Origin of the sequence: Priestia sp. TSO9 (genome assembly GCF_021029645.1) — a bacterium.
GTDB lineage: Bacteria > Bacillota > Bacilli > Bacillales > Bacillaceae_H > Priestia > Priestia megaterium_E.
Genome location: NZ_JAJEKD010000011.1, coordinates 12,695 through 28,035, shown reverse-complemented (window position 1 = coordinate 28,035; position 15,341 = coordinate 12,695). Strand labels below are relative to the sequence as shown.

Below are 15,341 nucleotides of genomic sequence, written 5' to 3'. Positions count from 1 at the left end.
ACGGATTTTGATTCCGTCATGCGTTGGTTCGAATCCAGCTAGCCCAGCCATAGAGAGCCATTAGCTCAGTTGGTAGAGCATCTGACTTTTAATCAGAGGGTCGAAGGTTCGAGTCCTTCATGGCTCACCAGTTATATTTACACGCGGGTGTGGCGGAATTGGCAGACGCGCTAGACTTAGGATCTAGTGTCTTATGACGTTTTAGATAAATGCGCGGAAGTAGTTCAGTGGTAGAACACCACCTTGCCAAGGTGGGGGTCGCGAGTTCGAACCTCGTCTTCCGCTCCATATATATTGGCGGCATAGCCAAGTGGTAAGGCCAAGGTCTGCAAAACCTTTATCACCGGTTCAAATCCGGTTGCCGCCTCCACGTATAAGTCCTGCCGGGGTGGTGGAATTGGCAGACACACAGGACTTAAAATCCTGCGGTAGGTGACTACCGTGCCGGTTCAAGTCCGGCCCTCGGCACCATTTTAATAAGCGCCCGTAGCTCAATTGGATAGAGCGTTTGACTACGGATCAAAAGGTTAGGGGTTCGACTCCTCTCGGGCGCGCCATACACGGGAAGTAGCTCAGCTTGGTAGAGCACTTGGTTTGGGACCAAGGGGTCGCAGGTTCGAATCCTGTCTTCCCGACCACGAGTACCAGTATCAGTACCATGATGGGGCCTTAGCTCAGCTGGGAGAGCGCCTGCCTTGCACGCAGGAGGTCAGCGGTTCGATCCCGCTAGGCTCCACCATACAGTATACGGAGGAATACCCAAGTCCGGCTGAAGGGATCGGTCTTGAAAACCGACAGGGGTGTTAAAGCCCGCGGGGGTTCGAATCCCTCTTCCTCCTCCATTTTCTATTTTGGTCCCGTGGTGTAGCGGTTAACATGCCTGCCTGTCACGCAGGAGATCGCGGGTTCGATCCTCATCACCCGCTCCAAGTAAAGGGCCTATAGCTCAGCTGGTTAGAGCGCACGCCTGATAAGCGTGAGGTCGGTGGTTCGAGTCCACTTAGGCCCACCAGTATAATAAACAGTTAAGTTAAACTTAAAAAATAATCATGGCCCGTTGGTCAAGCGGTTAAGACACCGCCCTTTCACGGCGGTAACACGGGTTCGAATCCCGTACGGGTCATCAAAAGAGCAGTTTGCAAATGCAAACTGCTCTTTTATTTGTGGTAGATAGTCGACAATTAAAGTGTATGTGTTAAGGGAACTATGGAAAAATATTCTTTGAATTAAATCAATAATATAACATAATGGTTATAGGTTTAAGCCATAGAAGCAGCAATATGTTCCTACTTAGCACTATTATTCAAATTTTGCAGAGCTTCACTAATTAAAGAGTTATGACCTCCAATAGTATGTCTTTTATTAATATGTAAATATTATTTGTACAAATTTAGATTTTTAAGTTTGTAAAAAGTAATGCAGCAAGTATACAGTATGTAGTGCTACCTTTTTAGACTTTCATTCTAATATTAATAAAGTAAGAAGCGAAAAATAATTTCTTTTTTAATTTCTTATTAATAACTCCTTCAAACGGTCCTCAGGATCAATTCCTTATTTATACTCTATAATGTCTTTTATTTGATTATTTATCATTTATATAAATTTAACATTAATTATAAAAAAAATACGACGTTCGTAAAAGTATACTTTTACGAACTTTCCTTTTATATAAGAAATCTACTGTTTCTATCGTTCGTTTAAGTCAGAAAAATGATTACGAACGTTCTCTTTATTTCATACACTTTTACGAACGTTTTTGATAGAATAAAAGGAAGATAGACACAAAAGGGAGTATAAAAATGGAAAATAGAAAATTTGGATATATCCGTGTAAGCAGCCGAGATCAAAATGAAGGACGACAACTTCAGTCCATGGAAGAAGTGGGCATTTCTCCTCGAGATATTTTCATGGATAAACAAAGTGGAAAAAATTTCAATCGAGAACAGTACCAATTACTAAAACGAATGATTCGTAAAGGGGATATCCTTTACATTCATTCACTAGATCGTTTTGGGCGTAACAAAGAAGAAATTTTACAAGAGTGGAATGCTATCACAAAGGAAATTGAGGCAGATATTGTTGTATTGGATATGCCTTTGCTTGATACGACTCAGTATAAGGATAGTTTGGGAACCTTTATTGCAGATTTGGTTCTTCAAATTTTGTCCTGGATGGCTCAAGAAGAGCGAGATCGTATTCGTAAACGCCAACGAGAAGGAATTAATGCTGCGCTGAAGAGCGGTATATCTTTTGGCCGCCCTAAAGCCCAAGTTAGCCAAGATTTTATTGAGGCTTATAACCGTTGGAAACGAAATGAAATTACAGCCGTACAGGCAATGAAAGAAGCGAATGTAAAAAAGACAACGTTTTATAAATTAGTAAAACAACATGAGAATGCAACGAATATGTAAACTATTTAAGCTAATCTATGTTTTATCTTTAGAGTTTTGAAATAAATATTATTCTTTGTGTCAAGTTATCTTTTATTACACACTTTTCTATATACTAATTTATCTATTAACCTCGTATCAAAACAATGAAAAAAGGAAACACTATTTTTAAAAGAGAATGATAAAGGGGTTAATTGTTTATGGAAAATAATATATCCAACGAAATGAGTCAAATTGAAAAAAATATATCTGAAGAAATATTAGCTGAATTGTTTTTAAGTCAAGTAACGAAACAATTCAAAAAGGGTAAAATTCTTGAAGAAATTGATCTGTCCTTAAAGAATAAAGACAAAGAAGCTTTTTTGCGTTTAACGTATGAACTAAAATTTGTATCTTAATAAATAATTGGAAATAGGAATTCATTATATAAACAAACCTGACTGAGTATCTTTCATAAGATGTTAAGAACATAATTATTATGGTTTAGCTTCAATATAAATGGGATAATGAGCAGGAAAATGTATTTCTATTAAGATTAGTACATAAGCAAGCATGCAGCAGATCATAATTGTTCCTGTTACTAAAGCGAAACGAAGAACTTTCCTCATTATTTTATGTCTTTGAAACTTATTAAAGTTAATAATGTTACTCATAAAATCCTCCTTTTCCGGATTGATGGAGATATATTGTAAAAAGAAGATAAAGCTATATTCCTTAAAGATCAAAGGAATAGTTTTATCTTTCAATATAACACGATCATACGTACTAAGAAATAGTAAGTTGTGAGAGGAAGGAGACAATATGTTATAAAAAGTAAACTTATACAAATGAAATAATAAATGCAGCTTTTCGCTAGTTATATAAGCTGGCGAAAAGCTGCATTTTGAGAATGGAAAGCTACCTAAGGTTATCCTAGCTACTCTTAATGTAGTCTTCTTTATTCCTCAAGTTATTGAACGAGAGTTTTTATGGTTTGCAAAATAGCTATATTATTTTGGACTGTTAAATTTAATTCATAGTATCCTCTCTCGCTGGATATACATGCATAGTCCCCTGAACATCCAGTTACAAAAAATGAGGTATTAGGAAAGTTAGGATTGATTGTAACTGAGTTAGCAAAAAATTTATGTGCATGATGAGTGAAAATCGCTAAAATTTTGTTCCTTACGTTAGAGGGTATAGCATTAAAAAACATGTTTGTCTGCATTTGAGTCGTAACATGATCACCATGTATTTCCGTAGTTATACCTGGAACTCTCAAAGGCCAATGAAAATCAATAATGTAATAATAGTTAGGATCTAAGTTACTTAGCAAGTTTAAGCTATCCCGGCTAAATACCCCTCCTTGACCATTATCTAACCAAACATGACGCACTAACCCTTGTGTTCCAGGAATAACTCTATAGCCAGTTAAATAACGATTGATGTACTGTCGAAATAAAGCTCTACTGTTATTTCTGTTAGTAGCCTCCCAGTTTCCTATAGAAGATCTGAAGGGAATTGCTCCTAAAACATTATTCAAAATATTAGTGAACTGTTGGTAATATGTTTCAGCTACTTGTATTGAAGAAGCACCTAAAGCGTGTACATCATCTCCACCGAATATGATATATCGTTTGTTACCATTATTCACGACTCTTTGCAAAAGGGTATTAAACATACTTTGACTGTTTAAAAAACCTACATGGCTATCACCCACAACTGCTAAATTAACTGTAGTAGCTAGTGGGGATCCTGGTTGATTTTGAACGTAGTCATTTTCTCTTTTACCTTTATCGTTCTTAATTATTTTTACCACCCTTTCTGTCTATTGTTCTTGATATATTATTCAATAAATCAAGAACTGCTTGTACGATGATAAAAATGCTTCTTTATTTAATAGAAGTAGAATAACAAATATTTTCTTTTTAAGCATGTCCAAACTCTTTTTGGTTGGTAGCATATTCTGTTAATATAAATACCTTTTTAAAAAGGGGAACATAACATTGCTAACGAATAGTAAACAAAATTTAGAGAAATCTATTCAAAAAAATCAAGATAAAGAATTCTTACAATACCTTCCACTAAAAATTTATAGCGAAATAGCTTTTGCAGTCCCTATCCCGCAGGGCATCTCTGGCTTACCACCAACTATTTTCTTTGATATTTCTAAGCGATTTACCCCAGACCAGGTACAAAAAATTCAAGACACTATCAATGGTGTATTATTTAACTGGTCGTTGCATCTAACACAAAAATGGAACAATGGATTTAATAATGGTGTATCACAATTAGCTGATTGCACGAACACATATGCGATGAAAAACTTACAGCCTTTACGTTATTTTGGTATTAATGTTACAGACGGGAAACGGGCTACAGATTTAGCTATGGAGCAATTGACAGAGGTCATTAAAGACAATGGGTTTCGCCGATCCCAAAGAGCTAGGATAGATTGGATATACACCCCTTCTCCTATAACAATACAACTACCACAGACAGTCACTAAGACTCAAACTCCGTTATCTATGATTGTTAATGTATACCAACTCCAACAACCGAATGTAACTGCCGGCTTGCTTATAGGCTCTATGTTTCATGCTTGGCTCCATAGGGGTGGTTACGACGACCCTAAAGTTACAAATTATTTTGTTTCTGAATGTCCAATGTGCGTTATGAGAAGTTATCAACCTAAAAAGCTCAATGTACCCGATAGTTTATTCTATAAATATTTTAATTAAATCAACTAGTTTGAAAGTAGTGCATGATATATACAAAACGAATAATTATAAAAGAAACTATTAGCACTTAAAGAATGTTTAAAAAGGATTTTTTACCTATAATTTTACTTTTGCATTTAATCTTTTTTTACAACTAGTACAATTCAATTTATTCAATTCACTATTTAATATAGTAGGTCATAAAAAAGGAGAATTCTGTTGAACCTAAAAGAAATCAAAGGATCATACGATATAATTGTTAGCTTAGGCAGTGCTTGTAATCCTGCAATGGAATTAAAACGCTTAAATTTAAGGACATTCTCTGGGCCACTAGACTGGAGTGTATCTCTATCACTTTCTGATGTTAATAGGTTACTGAAAAATAAATTCAGCAATTTTATGGAACTTGAAAACATGCAACTGACTGATGGAGCGTTTGCATTTGCTGATGATGGGGTCTTAATTGAAGGGGTACAATCTTATTTAATAGAGGATACTCATTATAATATTATTTCAGTCCACGATTTCCCAATCATTCCACATCAACATTGGAGTGCCACATACACCTCCTATAAAGAAAAACTTACAAATCGAATTAATCGTTTTATAGAAAAAATCACAACTTCTGAATCTGTTTTATTTATTAGATGGGCTGCTACCTATGAGCAAACTTTAGAATTACAAGCAATTTTAGAACAGATTGTTAAAGGTAATTTTAATATTCTTATCCTATGCCCTGAAGAAGGATTCAACGGTGTAAGTGAAATTAATTGGGAAATTGATAAAGTATGTGCAGTCAAAGTACCGAGACTCCCTAATGACCTGGAAACATGGAATTATGTTTTAGAAGGTATAACATTAAGTTCTAGAAAACAATAAAATGAAAGCATAAGAAGAGTTTCAAAATAAGAGAAGCAACCTCATATCCCGTGGCATTGGAGAGAGGTTGCTTCTTTGGATTCAAACTTAGCAAAGAATTAATAGTAGATAATGTAAATCTTACCATGAATTCTTTATAAAGACTATATTCTTAGGATCAGCATATGTATAAATGGTGCACTTTTTATACATTTTTTAGTAATCACCTTTCTGAAGAACGTCGGCAAATCAAGGATGTATAAAAAGCTGCATAAAGTAAGTCGTCATATTATCTTAAACCCCTTGTGCCATAAGGGGTTCTTTTTGTGATGTGTTCCGGAAAGAGTGTTTATGTAAACTAGACCTGTATACCGTATACAAGTAGAAAATGCATTATAAAGGAACATGGACTTCTTTCGTCCAACTACTTGTTTTAGACTTAACCGTAATTAACTGATTGCTTTCCCATTTCAACTCTCCTAGGAATCTGGCATATACAGTTTCATTTCCAACCTCTTCTACGAGTAATTCATTAATTATTCTTAATCCTCTTTCATTGTAGACCTCACACCATAACTGAAAGCCAGAATATCTATGTACTCCCTTCAACATTGCTACTAGTTTACGGTTAGGGCTTTTCTTTGGTGTTTTTGCAGCTAAAAAAATGGCTTCATAATCTTGTCTAACTATTTCTTTTAAAGCTTCTTCTACATATTTTTGTATAGTTACTAAAGAAAATGAAGAGTACTTTTCCAAAGTAGGTATTATATATTTTCTAACTATGTTACAAAATGCTTGATATTTTTCTTCAACTGACTCTAATTCTGTAAATAACATATAATCATCTGGAAGAAGTATTTCAACCTCATGGATGGCCTTCTCTTCTGAATATGATACATCCTTATTGGGATTAGCTAAACAATATACAGTAATGCTATTAAGTTCGTCTAATTCGAATCCTAGATCCTTCAATTTCCTACAAAAAATCAATTCGAAAATCCTAAGCTCATGTATATTATTGTAATGCTTTTTAGGTCTTTTCTTTGCCCAATCCATAATATGAATATTAAACATTTAAACGGTATCCCTTCTTGTTTATAGATAAAAATTAAATCTTATTTAATTAACTATCATTTTAAACATTAATATTAGAAATGCTACCGATAACTGTGATTATGTCAACTAATTATGTATATCGTATACATAATTTTTAATTAATGTAAGTAATATTAGGACAAGCATACAAACCAAATAGATAAAAAATAATAGAATATTAAAGTAGATATTTTCTACATTGTTATAACTTTTAATTTTAAAAGGGAGTTATTAATTTGATATCAATATATGTTAAGGATACCGAAAAATATGGTAGAGGAATATATGCTTTACGTGATATCAAAAAAGGGGAGCTTATAGAAGTATCTCCCGTTGTAATTTCACCAAAAAATGAATGGGAATACTTAGAAAAAACTGTAATGTCATATTATTGCTTTTATTGGGGAGAAGAAGGTAATGATACAGCAATTGCTTTGGGTTATGGTTCCTTGTTCAATCATTCATATTCTCCAAATTGTATCTATTATACTAATGAAAAAAAAGTAACGATAGAGTTTTACTGTATTGTTGACATTAAGAAAAATGAAGAAATCACTATAAACTACAATGGTGATCCTAAAGATAAGTCTCCTCTATGGTTTAACGTCATTTAATAAATTTCCTCTTATATTTTTATATGAATTTAAAATCTAAGAAAGTAGTGATTATATTGCCTAAGAAAAAAGGGAAAAAGCCTCCTAGTGGTGGTGGCGGCGGTTGTAATAGTGCAATTTGCCAAGTACTAGGAGTGAACTTTACTGCGGCTCAGAATTTTGGATGGACTCTTGTACTTGAAATGCCTGATGTGAGTGGTCAGTTTCCTATTACAGCCGTGGATCTATCCGCATGTCAGGTTTCAGTTCAACGTCCATTTGGGACTGTAATACTATCATGTAAAGAAATTGAAAATTTTATTTCTTATGAAGTACGAAAAAATGGTGGAGCAAGTGGTAATGACGTAGCTGGTTCTTGTAATGTCATCTGTGACTTATTGAATTATAATTTACAACAGGAGACTGCTAATGGTTGGGGAAATGCACAAGCTTTTACCATTGAGCTAATTGGTACTCCATCTGTCGAATTACAGAGTGTAAATTTAGGGACTTGTGAAGTTACAGTTGATACAGCTCCAACTACACGAAATTGCACAACTATAGCAAATACTTGGAATGCTTTTCAGGTGCACCAATAATTTTTAATATATATTCACCATACTTTCCGAAAAAAATTAGTTTATGTTATGGAGTAGAAAGAGTTTGAACATGTCTGTCTTGGTGCAAGTAAAGCCGTTGGAATGAATAATTCCAACGGCTTTATTTCCGATAACTAACATTATGTTAACTAACGTTGTATACGATATACAGCTTAAAAAACGGAAAAACCTACTTGACAGAGATCAGTAGGTTTTTCTGTTTAGAGAAACTAATAAGGGTTCGAAAGTAGTCGATGCCTCGCGGCGTCTTGGGTAGTTTGCTCAAAGTATTAGAAATTAACCATTTGTATAAGATAGATACTTTTATGTAAATAATTAGTAGCTAATAGTTGATACTTATTAAGATTTCCGACTAACAATTAGGATGTGAATGTATTGGATTTTTTTTATAGTCAAGAATCACTTACTGCAGTTCAATGGATTCTAAGAGCAGTTATTTCTTTTTTCTTTTTACTCGTTGTTACTAAAATAATGGGACAGAGATCGCTGTCTCAGTTAAGGCTCCTTGATTTTATAATGGCTTTATCAATAGGAAATATTATTGCTCATCCTTTATCAGACCAACACTTAGGAATGAAGGGTTCTATGATAACGATAGGTGTATTAGTTATTTTATATCTTATTTTAGTATTTTTAAGTCTTAAGTGGTTAAGATTCACAAAATTTGTTGATCCTTCGCCTCTTCCTCTTATAAAGAATGGGGAGATACTCTATAAAGGTCTAACTAAAGCTAGAATACCTATTGATGTTTTACTAACAGAATTAAGAAAAAAACAAATATATGATATTCAACAAGTTGCTTTAGCATTATGGGAATCAGATGGTACTATTTCATTTTTTTTAGAATCCCAGTATCAAACACTAACTCCTAAAGATATGAAGCTGATGACAAAGTCTTTCTCTTTGCCTATTACAATTATTAAAGATGGGAAGATTGATTTTGAGGAATTAAAACAAACCGGTAAAGAAGAAGAATGGTTAAAAAATCACATTAGAACAGTATATGGGCTAGAGATAAAAAATATTTTATTAGCAACTATAGATGATAAGAATGACAATATAAAGGTGTTTTTATATAAGTAATTATGGAGTCTCATGTATATGTGTAAATTATCTTTTAAGAAAATTAAAAAACAGCTATAACTGTTTTAAGGTATAAAATTCATTATGTTAACTACATTTATAGACTATATAAAGCTTGAAATAGAAAAAACTACTTCTGAGTCCGAGAAGTAGTTTTTTCTGTTCCTTAGGAGTTAGCTTTAGAACAATGATGCATTCATCTTGAGTAGTTTTCTCTCTATATAAATTTTTATTCATTAAGGTTTATAAGGACATTTTGAAATGTAGTGAGCTAGTATGAAAAGTGTTCAAGGTCTATCATATTAATTAAATCAGCATATCTTGTAGATATGAAAAAGGGTAGAAGAATAACTTTATTCTTCTTATCTGCAGCACAACATTTAAGAGAACAAAACTTACTTGTAGCTCGTATTGGTTTATATTCTTTTCTACAAATTTTACATTTTTTTATTGAATGTTTGATATATGCTTTTCCTTTACACTTCTGAGAACAATATTTCGCATTTTTGTTATAGCTTTTAAATTCAGAATCACAAATCTGACAAAAAAACTGAGCCAAGTTGTTAATCACTCCTATTAAATACTAATGGTTGCAATCGTACTATACGAAATGAATTTTAAAGCTTGTTGGTAATGAAGTCCATTATAATAACTAGGTTTGTATGTGATATGCATTCAAAAAATAGAAAAAACTCCTGGTTCCTGTTCAGGAGTTTTTCATGGATTGCGCTAGGCGAAACGATGATATGAATCGTCTTGGGTAGTGTTCTCGAAAAGTGAAGTTTTATTCGTATAGGCAAGTTACCTATATGATTATTAATGAATACAATAATATAGGCTTATACTTTGCTCTTAGTATTAAGTTTATTGCCCTAGAATCCTTATATTTTGTTTTTTTTAAAGTACCCTTTGGATTTTAGATTCTAATGGGTACTTTTTATTGTCAGAAATTATGTCTTTAACGACAGGATAGATCATTATGGATAATCAGTTAAAAGAAATCTTTGGTGCTTGGTTAGCAGCTATTGGAACCGTTACAGCTGCTGTAGGGAGCACTCCCTTTCGTTCATTAGGAGAAAGTTTTAGAAAAGATTTAAGCTTAATTGGAAACGAACTCCAAGCCGTAGGAAATGCTCTAGAGGCTGATGGACAAGGAGAAGAGAATCTTGAGAAAGTTGGAAATGAACTTCAATCTGTTGGAAATGTGACCGTTATTTCTGGGCTTGTCATAGATTTTGACGACATAATACAACAGAAATTAATTATTAGTGGTAACTGGATTCAAGCTCTAGGTGGCGCTGCTGCTTTAGGAGATGAATTTCAAGATACATCAAATATAAATGAAATTTATAATATCATTGGAAATTTACTTCAGATTATTGGGAATTCACTACAAGCTTTAAGTGGTATAAATGAATTAAAAGACAATTATATAGAGAACAAAGAAACGTCTAAGAAAAAACAGGATAATAATAACACGATATGGTCATTAGATGTTACGGGAAGTTGGATTCAGGCTGTTGGATCTGTTATTTCATTAATTGGACAGATTCAAGAAGAAAGTGAAGAACAAAGCAATGAAGAGCAAGAAGATGATTCTACAAATAGTGATGAAAAAGACGATAATGCCTCACAAGGCGATAAAAGGAGATACGAGGATGTAATACAAAATAAATATTTTTAATATGGACATTAACTACTGCAGTAAAGATGGAAATATTAACGTAAATCGTACAATAAATAAAGGGGATTACAAGGATAAAGATAATAATACAAATTCTTCAGTAGCAAATAATCAAAAGAAGTAAATTTTTGAAGTAACTGTTAGAATGAAAATCTCTAACAGTTACTTCTTCTTATAAAATCGAAAATTACAAATAGAAAATAGAAGAAACCACTGGGACTAGCAGTAGTTTCTTCTATTGCAAACTATGTTTTTATTGGTGACTTTAATCATCATGAGTAGTTTGTTTAAACTAACCAATTTTATGCCTTAAGTACCTAATAAAAAAAGAAAGACGTCAGGGAGGACATCTTTCTTTTTTATTAGGTTGCAGTGGAAGACACTCTCTAGTAGGCATCATGAATAGTTTGCTCAAAGTATTTTTTGATATTCAGGTTGTTTATTTTTATGTTTCTTTATAGTTTTGAATCTTTTTACTTCTTTATTCCTCTATACGTGCGGGGTTATAGCCGTAAACATTAGCAAGATCAGTGTAAATAGAAAATATTAAAACGCTAAGCCAAATTGTTCCGCCAATTAAAAAGAACAAATATTTAAATAAATTTTTCATATTTTGATTCCTTTCAACAAAAGAAAAAAACACTTATTTCTTCAAGTGATTTTTCCTTTTTTAATGCGCATTCATGGATACTAAAAGCTTCTTCTTTTTTTAATTTGCGTTGAATATGCTTTTTAATTCATCTAAAACAGAAATAACACTTGATCTTATGAGAACAAGTGTTATTTCTGTTTCATTTTGTAAGGTTGTTGAGTCCTCCTTTTAAATACTATGTTTATTTTGGATAGAGCATAGCTTTTTACTTAATTTTACATATATAAAAATATCCAATAGTCTTGTTCCCTTTAGGTACACGTGCCTTATATCCCACATATCATGTTAATGTGACACGAATATTTCATTAAATTGGTATGCTCCTTAGACATGTCCCTATTGGTCAGAGTATTGTTTAATGAGAGAGTTTCACTCTGAGAAAAGCTCAAAGATTCTTTGAGCTTTTTTGTTTATGGTTCTATATTTGATTGTTTCTTTTAGCAGGAAATATCATGTTGCATTTGAATACTAGTACTATACTCTTAAAACGAAAATGGGGGCTAGTATGATGCTGGTAAAAAAGATGTTAAATGGAATTATGATGAAAGAAATCACCATTAAAGAATTAGCTGATCGATATGATGTAAGTACTCGTACCATTCAATCAAAGATTAAGAAATTAGGTTATGAATGGGACAGTAAGGAAAGTATTTATCGCTATGTTGGAGAAGAATCAGAACCTGTAGATGTTGATTTCAGTACCCTTATTTCTAAAAACAGTAAAATGCCAGCAGAACAAAAGCTAGCTAATAGCGAAGTAGCAGCTAGTATTAGCTATTTAAATGAAAGTGAAAGCACTAGTGCTAGTTCTTTAAAAGCTAGTACAACTACTAGCAAAGTAGATGCAATTGATATCTTGCTACAGGATCCAAGAGATCGTTCTAAAAGGGTATATAGAGGATTTTATTTTGATGAAGACGTTTTAAGTATTATTGATCGTGTTCCAAAAAGTTATAAATCTGAATTAGTGAATGAAGCTCTAAGCAATGTATTCAAGGAAAAAGGATTATTAGACTAAATAAAACCACTCACCTAAATAAAAGGTGAGTGGTTTCTTATTTAACAATAAGGATCTTGAATTCCTATTAAGATTATTGAAATATTCTACTCATGCTAGCTTTTTGACACTGTAATGGATTAATAGTTGGAGTGCTATTAGGAAGTATAGGGGCCATGAGATTACCTGTAAGGTTACTGTGGGCTGGATCAATATTTCCTGCAGAATCAATAAAAGGACCCGTAGGATCTATAGATTCAAACATGAATACATTGTTAACAGGTTGATTATTAAGCTGAGTAAATAAAGCATGTCCTGCTTCATGTGCAAATGCAAAAGGAGCACTCAAAGCTCTGTTACTCAATGCAATGGATCCAAAGAGTGTAAATTGAGGTACACCGTTTTCAACTCTAAAATTCTCAATTATTACTCCACCGACACCTATAGGTCGACTATTACCTGAAGGAGATGCAAAATCATTGCCACTTGTGTAAACAACGTATATGCCAGGTTGATTCCCATTCATTTGTTTAACTTGATTGATTAGATTCTCAACAGGTCCTCTAAATGCTTCATTAGTACTTAAATTGGTCGCATCTATTACTGTATTTACTTCGATTATAGGTTGTGAAATAAAGTTTATATTACATTCACCTCCACTATTCCATATCTGATTAGCTGAGGCAATGTCTCGATTAAATCTATTTTGCCGGCCATTACTATCACTGGGTGCAGAACCGGGAGTAAAGATACCATAAACATTAACCGAAGGATCACCCTGCGATTGGACTGAGTAACTATAGTTATATCTATATTTTCTCTTTCTTGATTTTTTCAATTAATGCACTTCCTTTTATATAATTAGTACAAGTTATGTAATTGCTAATAATTTGCTTGTATGCTTGTCCAATGACAGCACGATTATTTTATTGACTTTGGAAATTATATCCTTTAAAATTAACTAAAAGCAACGTTGCAACTTAAATACGTTGCTATAAAGGAGAGTATATGAGTAGGGTTAAAGAAGGAAATCGAAGACTTACATGTGATATTCCAGAAGAATTGCATAAGGAATTGCGTTTCTTAGCTGTAGAGAATGATACAAGTATTACGAAGTATGTAAAGGCTTTATTAGAAGAGCATGTGAAGAAAGTAAGAAAAGAAAAGTAAACAAAGAAAGGGCATTTCTCCTGGCAGAGAAATACCCCATGTAAAAAACATAATACTTTACTTAACACTAGTATTATAACATGGGTTGCCCTTAAAAAATAGGAGGGTCTTATCATGGATCAAACCGAAAAATTGTTAATAGGTATCGAGAATATTTTAAGTGTGGCGTCTGATTTAGTACAAGAAGTAGATCGCCTCAAACGTGTTGAAGAAAAATGTCAGATTCTCAAAGAAAAACTTTTTTTGAAGCAATTTACCATTTCAGAACAAGACGATTTTGCTCTTGCTCTTGAGGGCCATTCTGTTAAAGAAATGCAAGATATTTTGTTCAAAGAAGAGAACACAATTAAGACTCAGAGACGCAGCATTCTACAAAAATTAAACGCTTCATCGATGAAAGAAGCAATCGATTTTTATAAAAAAACTACTCAGATTTCTTCGCGAAACTTTACGAATTCTCATCAAGAAATCTTTCAAAAGATAGTTAAAACTTCATAAAAGTTGAGGGTACTTTGAGTGGACAGTAGTTCAACATTTGCAAAAAAGTGTAAGATTTGATGTCGACACTAGGTCAACATTAAGTGCTTTTTTTACTTTTTAGGTCAACAGCAGGTCGACAGTCTGGAAGTTTTCATGGGGTCACTTTTTTGAGGGTGAAAACGTTGTTTTGCTGGGCTTTGCCCAGCATATCACAGCCATGTGATATCAAAAACCCCTTATGCTCTTCTCTACTCGTACTGGAAATTTTGCAATTTGATAGAAAAGGAATGATTTCATGGATATCTTTTTACGAAATATTGATCCGGTTGCCATGCAAAAAGTTGATGCACTAGCGAAAGAAAATGGGATGTCTCGTCAACAATTTTTGAAAGAACAATTTGAAGTATTAGCTTTTTTTGATGAGCAAATAGAAAGAGAAAAAAGATTAGAAGCTATCATTGAACAGAACATCGAAATGATGAAACAATGTGCGATATCAATTGAAAAGATGAATGATATTATCTATGAACTGATGGGGGATGTAGAGGAGTAATGGAAACACAACGACGTATGATTACACTTGATAAAGAAACGGATCAATATATCCAAGATTATATGGCTGAACATAAACTTCGTTTCCCAGGAGAAGCGATTATGGATATCTGTAAAAAGTATCGAGAAGAAAAAAAGAAAGAATGGTCGTTAGACTACATTACGGAAACCGTTAGTGAAAATCTTCATGGTGTATTAAAAAATGAACTTAAAAAAATTCGATTAGGAACAAATAGTGCCGATAAAAATACACAAATTCTTATCGAATTCATGAATGGATTGTATTTTCACCATGGCTATCAGGGAATTATGACAACGGATCTTCAAGAGTTAGAAGAAACTAAACTTGCCAAAAAAGTTGTAAGTGAACGTATTGTGAATCAACGACAAAAACGGCTAGATAAGGAAAACCCTAAAAGCTAAAATAGCCTTTAAGGCTAGCAGGTAGGCTCAAGCCTACTTTTCCTT

General features: G+C 33.2%; 17 protein-coding genes and 10 tRNA genes. 23 read left to right on the top strand and 4 right to left on the bottom strand.

Annotated elements, in window-relative coordinates; all coding sequences use genetic code 11:
* The first annotated feature begins 54 nt into the window (after window positions 1–54).
* From LJC66_RS08135 to LJC66_RS08080, 12 genes are all read left to right on the top strand, one after another.
* Window positions 55–130, top strand: a tRNA-Lys gene (locus LJC66_RS08135).
* Between the two features lie 83 nt (window positions 131–213).
* Window positions 214–288: transfer RNA gene (locus LJC66_RS08130), tRNA-Gly, on the top strand.
* Between the two features lie 8 nt (window positions 289–296).
* Window positions 297–370: transfer RNA gene (locus LJC66_RS08125), tRNA-Cys, on the top strand.
* Window positions 371–382: 12 nt separating this feature from the next.
* Window positions 383–471, top strand: a tRNA-Leu gene (locus LJC66_RS08120).
* A 9-nt stretch (window positions 472–480) separates the two neighbouring features.
* Window positions 481–557: transfer RNA gene (locus LJC66_RS08115), tRNA-Arg, on the top strand.
* A 4-nt stretch (window positions 558–561) separates the two neighbouring features.
* Window positions 562–638: transfer RNA gene (locus LJC66_RS08110), tRNA-Pro, on the top strand.
* 25 nt (window positions 639–663) lie between these two features.
* A tRNA-Ala gene (locus LJC66_RS08105) sits at window positions 664–739 on the top strand.
* A 10-nt stretch (window positions 740–749) separates the two neighbouring features.
* Window positions 750–842, top strand: a tRNA-Ser gene (locus LJC66_RS08100).
* Between the two features lie 93 nt (window positions 843–935).
* Window positions 936–1,012 (top strand) — tRNA-Ile (locus LJC66_RS08095).
* A gap of 39 nt (window positions 1,013–1,051) precedes the next feature.
* Window positions 1,052–1,123, top strand: a tRNA-Glu gene (locus LJC66_RS08090).
* 676 nt (window positions 1,124–1,799) lie between these two features.
* The gene (locus LJC66_RS08085) at window positions 1,800–2,411 is read left to right on the top strand and encodes a recombinase family protein (RefSeq protein ID WP_230932259.1); all 612 of its coding nucleotides are present in this window, start codon (window positions 1,800–1,802) and stop codon (window positions 2,409–2,411) included.
* Between the two features lie 179 nt (window positions 2,412–2,590).
* Window positions 2,591–2,788 carry an IDEAL domain-containing protein gene (locus LJC66_RS08080; protein ID WP_230932258.1) on the top strand — a complete coding sequence of 66 codons (198 nt, stop codon included), beginning with the start codon at window positions 2,591–2,593 and terminating at the stop codon, window positions 2,786–2,788.
* 78 nt (window positions 2,789–2,866) lie between these two features.
* Here the strand turns inward: LJC66_RS08080 and LJC66_RS08075 are convergent, their stop codons facing one another.
* Together LJC66_RS08075 and LJC66_RS08070 are read right to left on the bottom strand one after the other, a co-directional pair.
* Window positions 2,867–3,043 (bottom strand): hypothetical protein, encoded by a 177-nt coding sequence (locus LJC66_RS08075; RefSeq protein ID WP_230932257.1) that lies wholly within the window; start codon window positions 3,041–3,043, stop codon window positions 2,867–2,869.
* A 296-nt stretch (window positions 3,044–3,339) separates the two neighbouring features.
* Window positions 3,340–4,188 (bottom strand): hypothetical protein, encoded by an 849-nt coding sequence (locus tag LJC66_RS08070; protein WP_230932256.1) that lies wholly within the window; start codon window positions 4,186–4,188, stop codon window positions 3,340–3,342.
* A gap of 187 nt (window positions 4,189–4,375) precedes the next feature.
* Between LJC66_RS08070 and LJC66_RS08065 the strand changes: the two genes are divergently transcribed.
* Complete coding sequence (locus LJC66_RS08065) at window positions 4,376–5,110, top strand: hypothetical protein (protein ID WP_230932255.1); 735 nt, start codon at window positions 4,376–4,378, stop codon at window positions 5,108–5,110.
* 198 nt (window positions 5,111–5,308) lie between these two features.
* Window positions 5,309–5,968, top strand: a complete 660-nt coding sequence (locus LJC66_RS08060; RefSeq protein WP_230932254.1) for a DUF1796 family putative cysteine peptidase — start codon at window positions 5,309–5,311, stop codon at window positions 5,966–5,968.
* 372 nt (window positions 5,969–6,340) lie between these two features.
* Here LJC66_RS08060 and LJC66_RS08055 read toward each other — a convergent pair whose 3' ends face one another.
* Window positions 6,341–7,021: a hypothetical protein gene (locus LJC66_RS08055; RefSeq protein WP_028408078.1), complete on the bottom strand. Its 681-nt coding sequence runs from the start codon at window positions 7,019–7,021 to the stop codon at window positions 6,341–6,343.
* A gap of 257 nt (window positions 7,022–7,278) precedes the next feature.
* On the opposite strand from LJC66_RS08055, the gene LJC66_RS08050 reads away from it, so the two are divergent.
* The 5 genes from LJC66_RS08050 (at window position 7,279) to LJC66_RS08030 (ending at window position 12,692) form a co-directional block, all read left to right on the top strand.
* Window positions 7,279–7,656, top strand: coding sequence for an SET domain-containing protein (locus LJC66_RS08050; RefSeq protein WP_230932253.1), 378 nt, complete (start codon window positions 7,279–7,281; stop codon window positions 7,654–7,656).
* Between the two features lie 56 nt (window positions 7,657–7,712).
* Complete coding sequence (locus tag LJC66_RS08045) at window positions 7,713–8,234, top strand: hypothetical protein (protein ID WP_230932252.1); 522 nt, start codon at window positions 7,713–7,715, stop codon at window positions 8,232–8,234.
* 396 nt (window positions 8,235–8,630) lie between these two features.
* Window positions 8,631–9,338: a DUF421 domain-containing protein gene (locus tag LJC66_RS08040; protein WP_230932251.1), complete on the top strand. Its 708-nt coding sequence runs from the start codon at window positions 8,631–8,633 to the stop codon at window positions 9,336–9,338.
* Window positions 9,339–10,317: 979 nt separating this feature from the next.
* Window positions 10,318–11,022: a DUF6944 family repetitive protein gene (locus LJC66_RS08035; RefSeq protein WP_372586399.1), complete on the top strand. Its 705-nt coding sequence runs from the start codon at window positions 10,318–10,320 to the stop codon at window positions 11,020–11,022.
* Between the two features lie 1,160 nt (window positions 11,023–12,182).
* Window positions 12,183–12,692 (top strand): helix-turn-helix domain-containing protein, encoded by a 510-nt coding sequence (locus tag LJC66_RS08030; protein ID WP_230932250.1) that lies wholly within the window; start codon window positions 12,183–12,185, stop codon window positions 12,690–12,692.
* 73 nt (window positions 12,693–12,765) lie between these two features.
* Here the strand turns inward: LJC66_RS08030 and LJC66_RS08025 are convergent, their stop codons facing one another.
* Window positions 12,766–13,509 carry a hypothetical protein gene (locus LJC66_RS08025; RefSeq protein ID WP_230932249.1) on the bottom strand — a complete coding sequence of 248 codons (744 nt, stop codon included), beginning with the start codon at window positions 13,507–13,509 and terminating at the stop codon, window positions 12,766–12,768.
* A 170-nt stretch (window positions 13,510–13,679) separates the two neighbouring features.
* Between LJC66_RS08025 and LJC66_RS08020 the strand changes: the two genes are divergently transcribed.
* The 4 genes from LJC66_RS08020 (at window position 13,680) to LJC66_RS08005 (ending at window position 15,296) form a co-directional block, all read left to right on the top strand.
* Window positions 13,680–13,841, top strand: a complete 162-nt coding sequence (locus tag LJC66_RS08020) for a hypothetical protein (RefSeq protein WP_176542911.1) — start codon at window positions 13,680–13,682, stop codon at window positions 13,839–13,841.
* 114 nt (window positions 13,842–13,955) lie between these two features.
* The gene (locus LJC66_RS08015; protein WP_230932248.1) at window positions 13,956–14,339 is read left to right on the top strand and encodes a LuxR C-terminal-related transcriptional regulator; all 384 of its coding nucleotides are present in this window, start codon (window positions 13,956–13,958) and stop codon (window positions 14,337–14,339) included.
* Window positions 14,340–14,616: 277 nt separating this feature from the next.
* Window positions 14,617–14,874 carry a hypothetical protein gene (locus tag LJC66_RS08010; RefSeq protein WP_230932247.1) on the top strand — a complete coding sequence of 86 codons (258 nt, stop codon included), beginning with the start codon at window positions 14,617–14,619 and terminating at the stop codon, window positions 14,872–14,874.
* Window positions 14,874–15,296, top strand: coding sequence for a hypothetical protein (locus LJC66_RS08005; protein WP_121944358.1), 423 nt, complete (start codon window positions 14,874–14,876; stop codon window positions 15,294–15,296). Before LJC66_RS08010 ends, LJC66_RS08005 begins: the two co-directional genes overlap by 1 nt.
* Window positions 15,297–15,341: the final 45 nt, after the last annotated feature.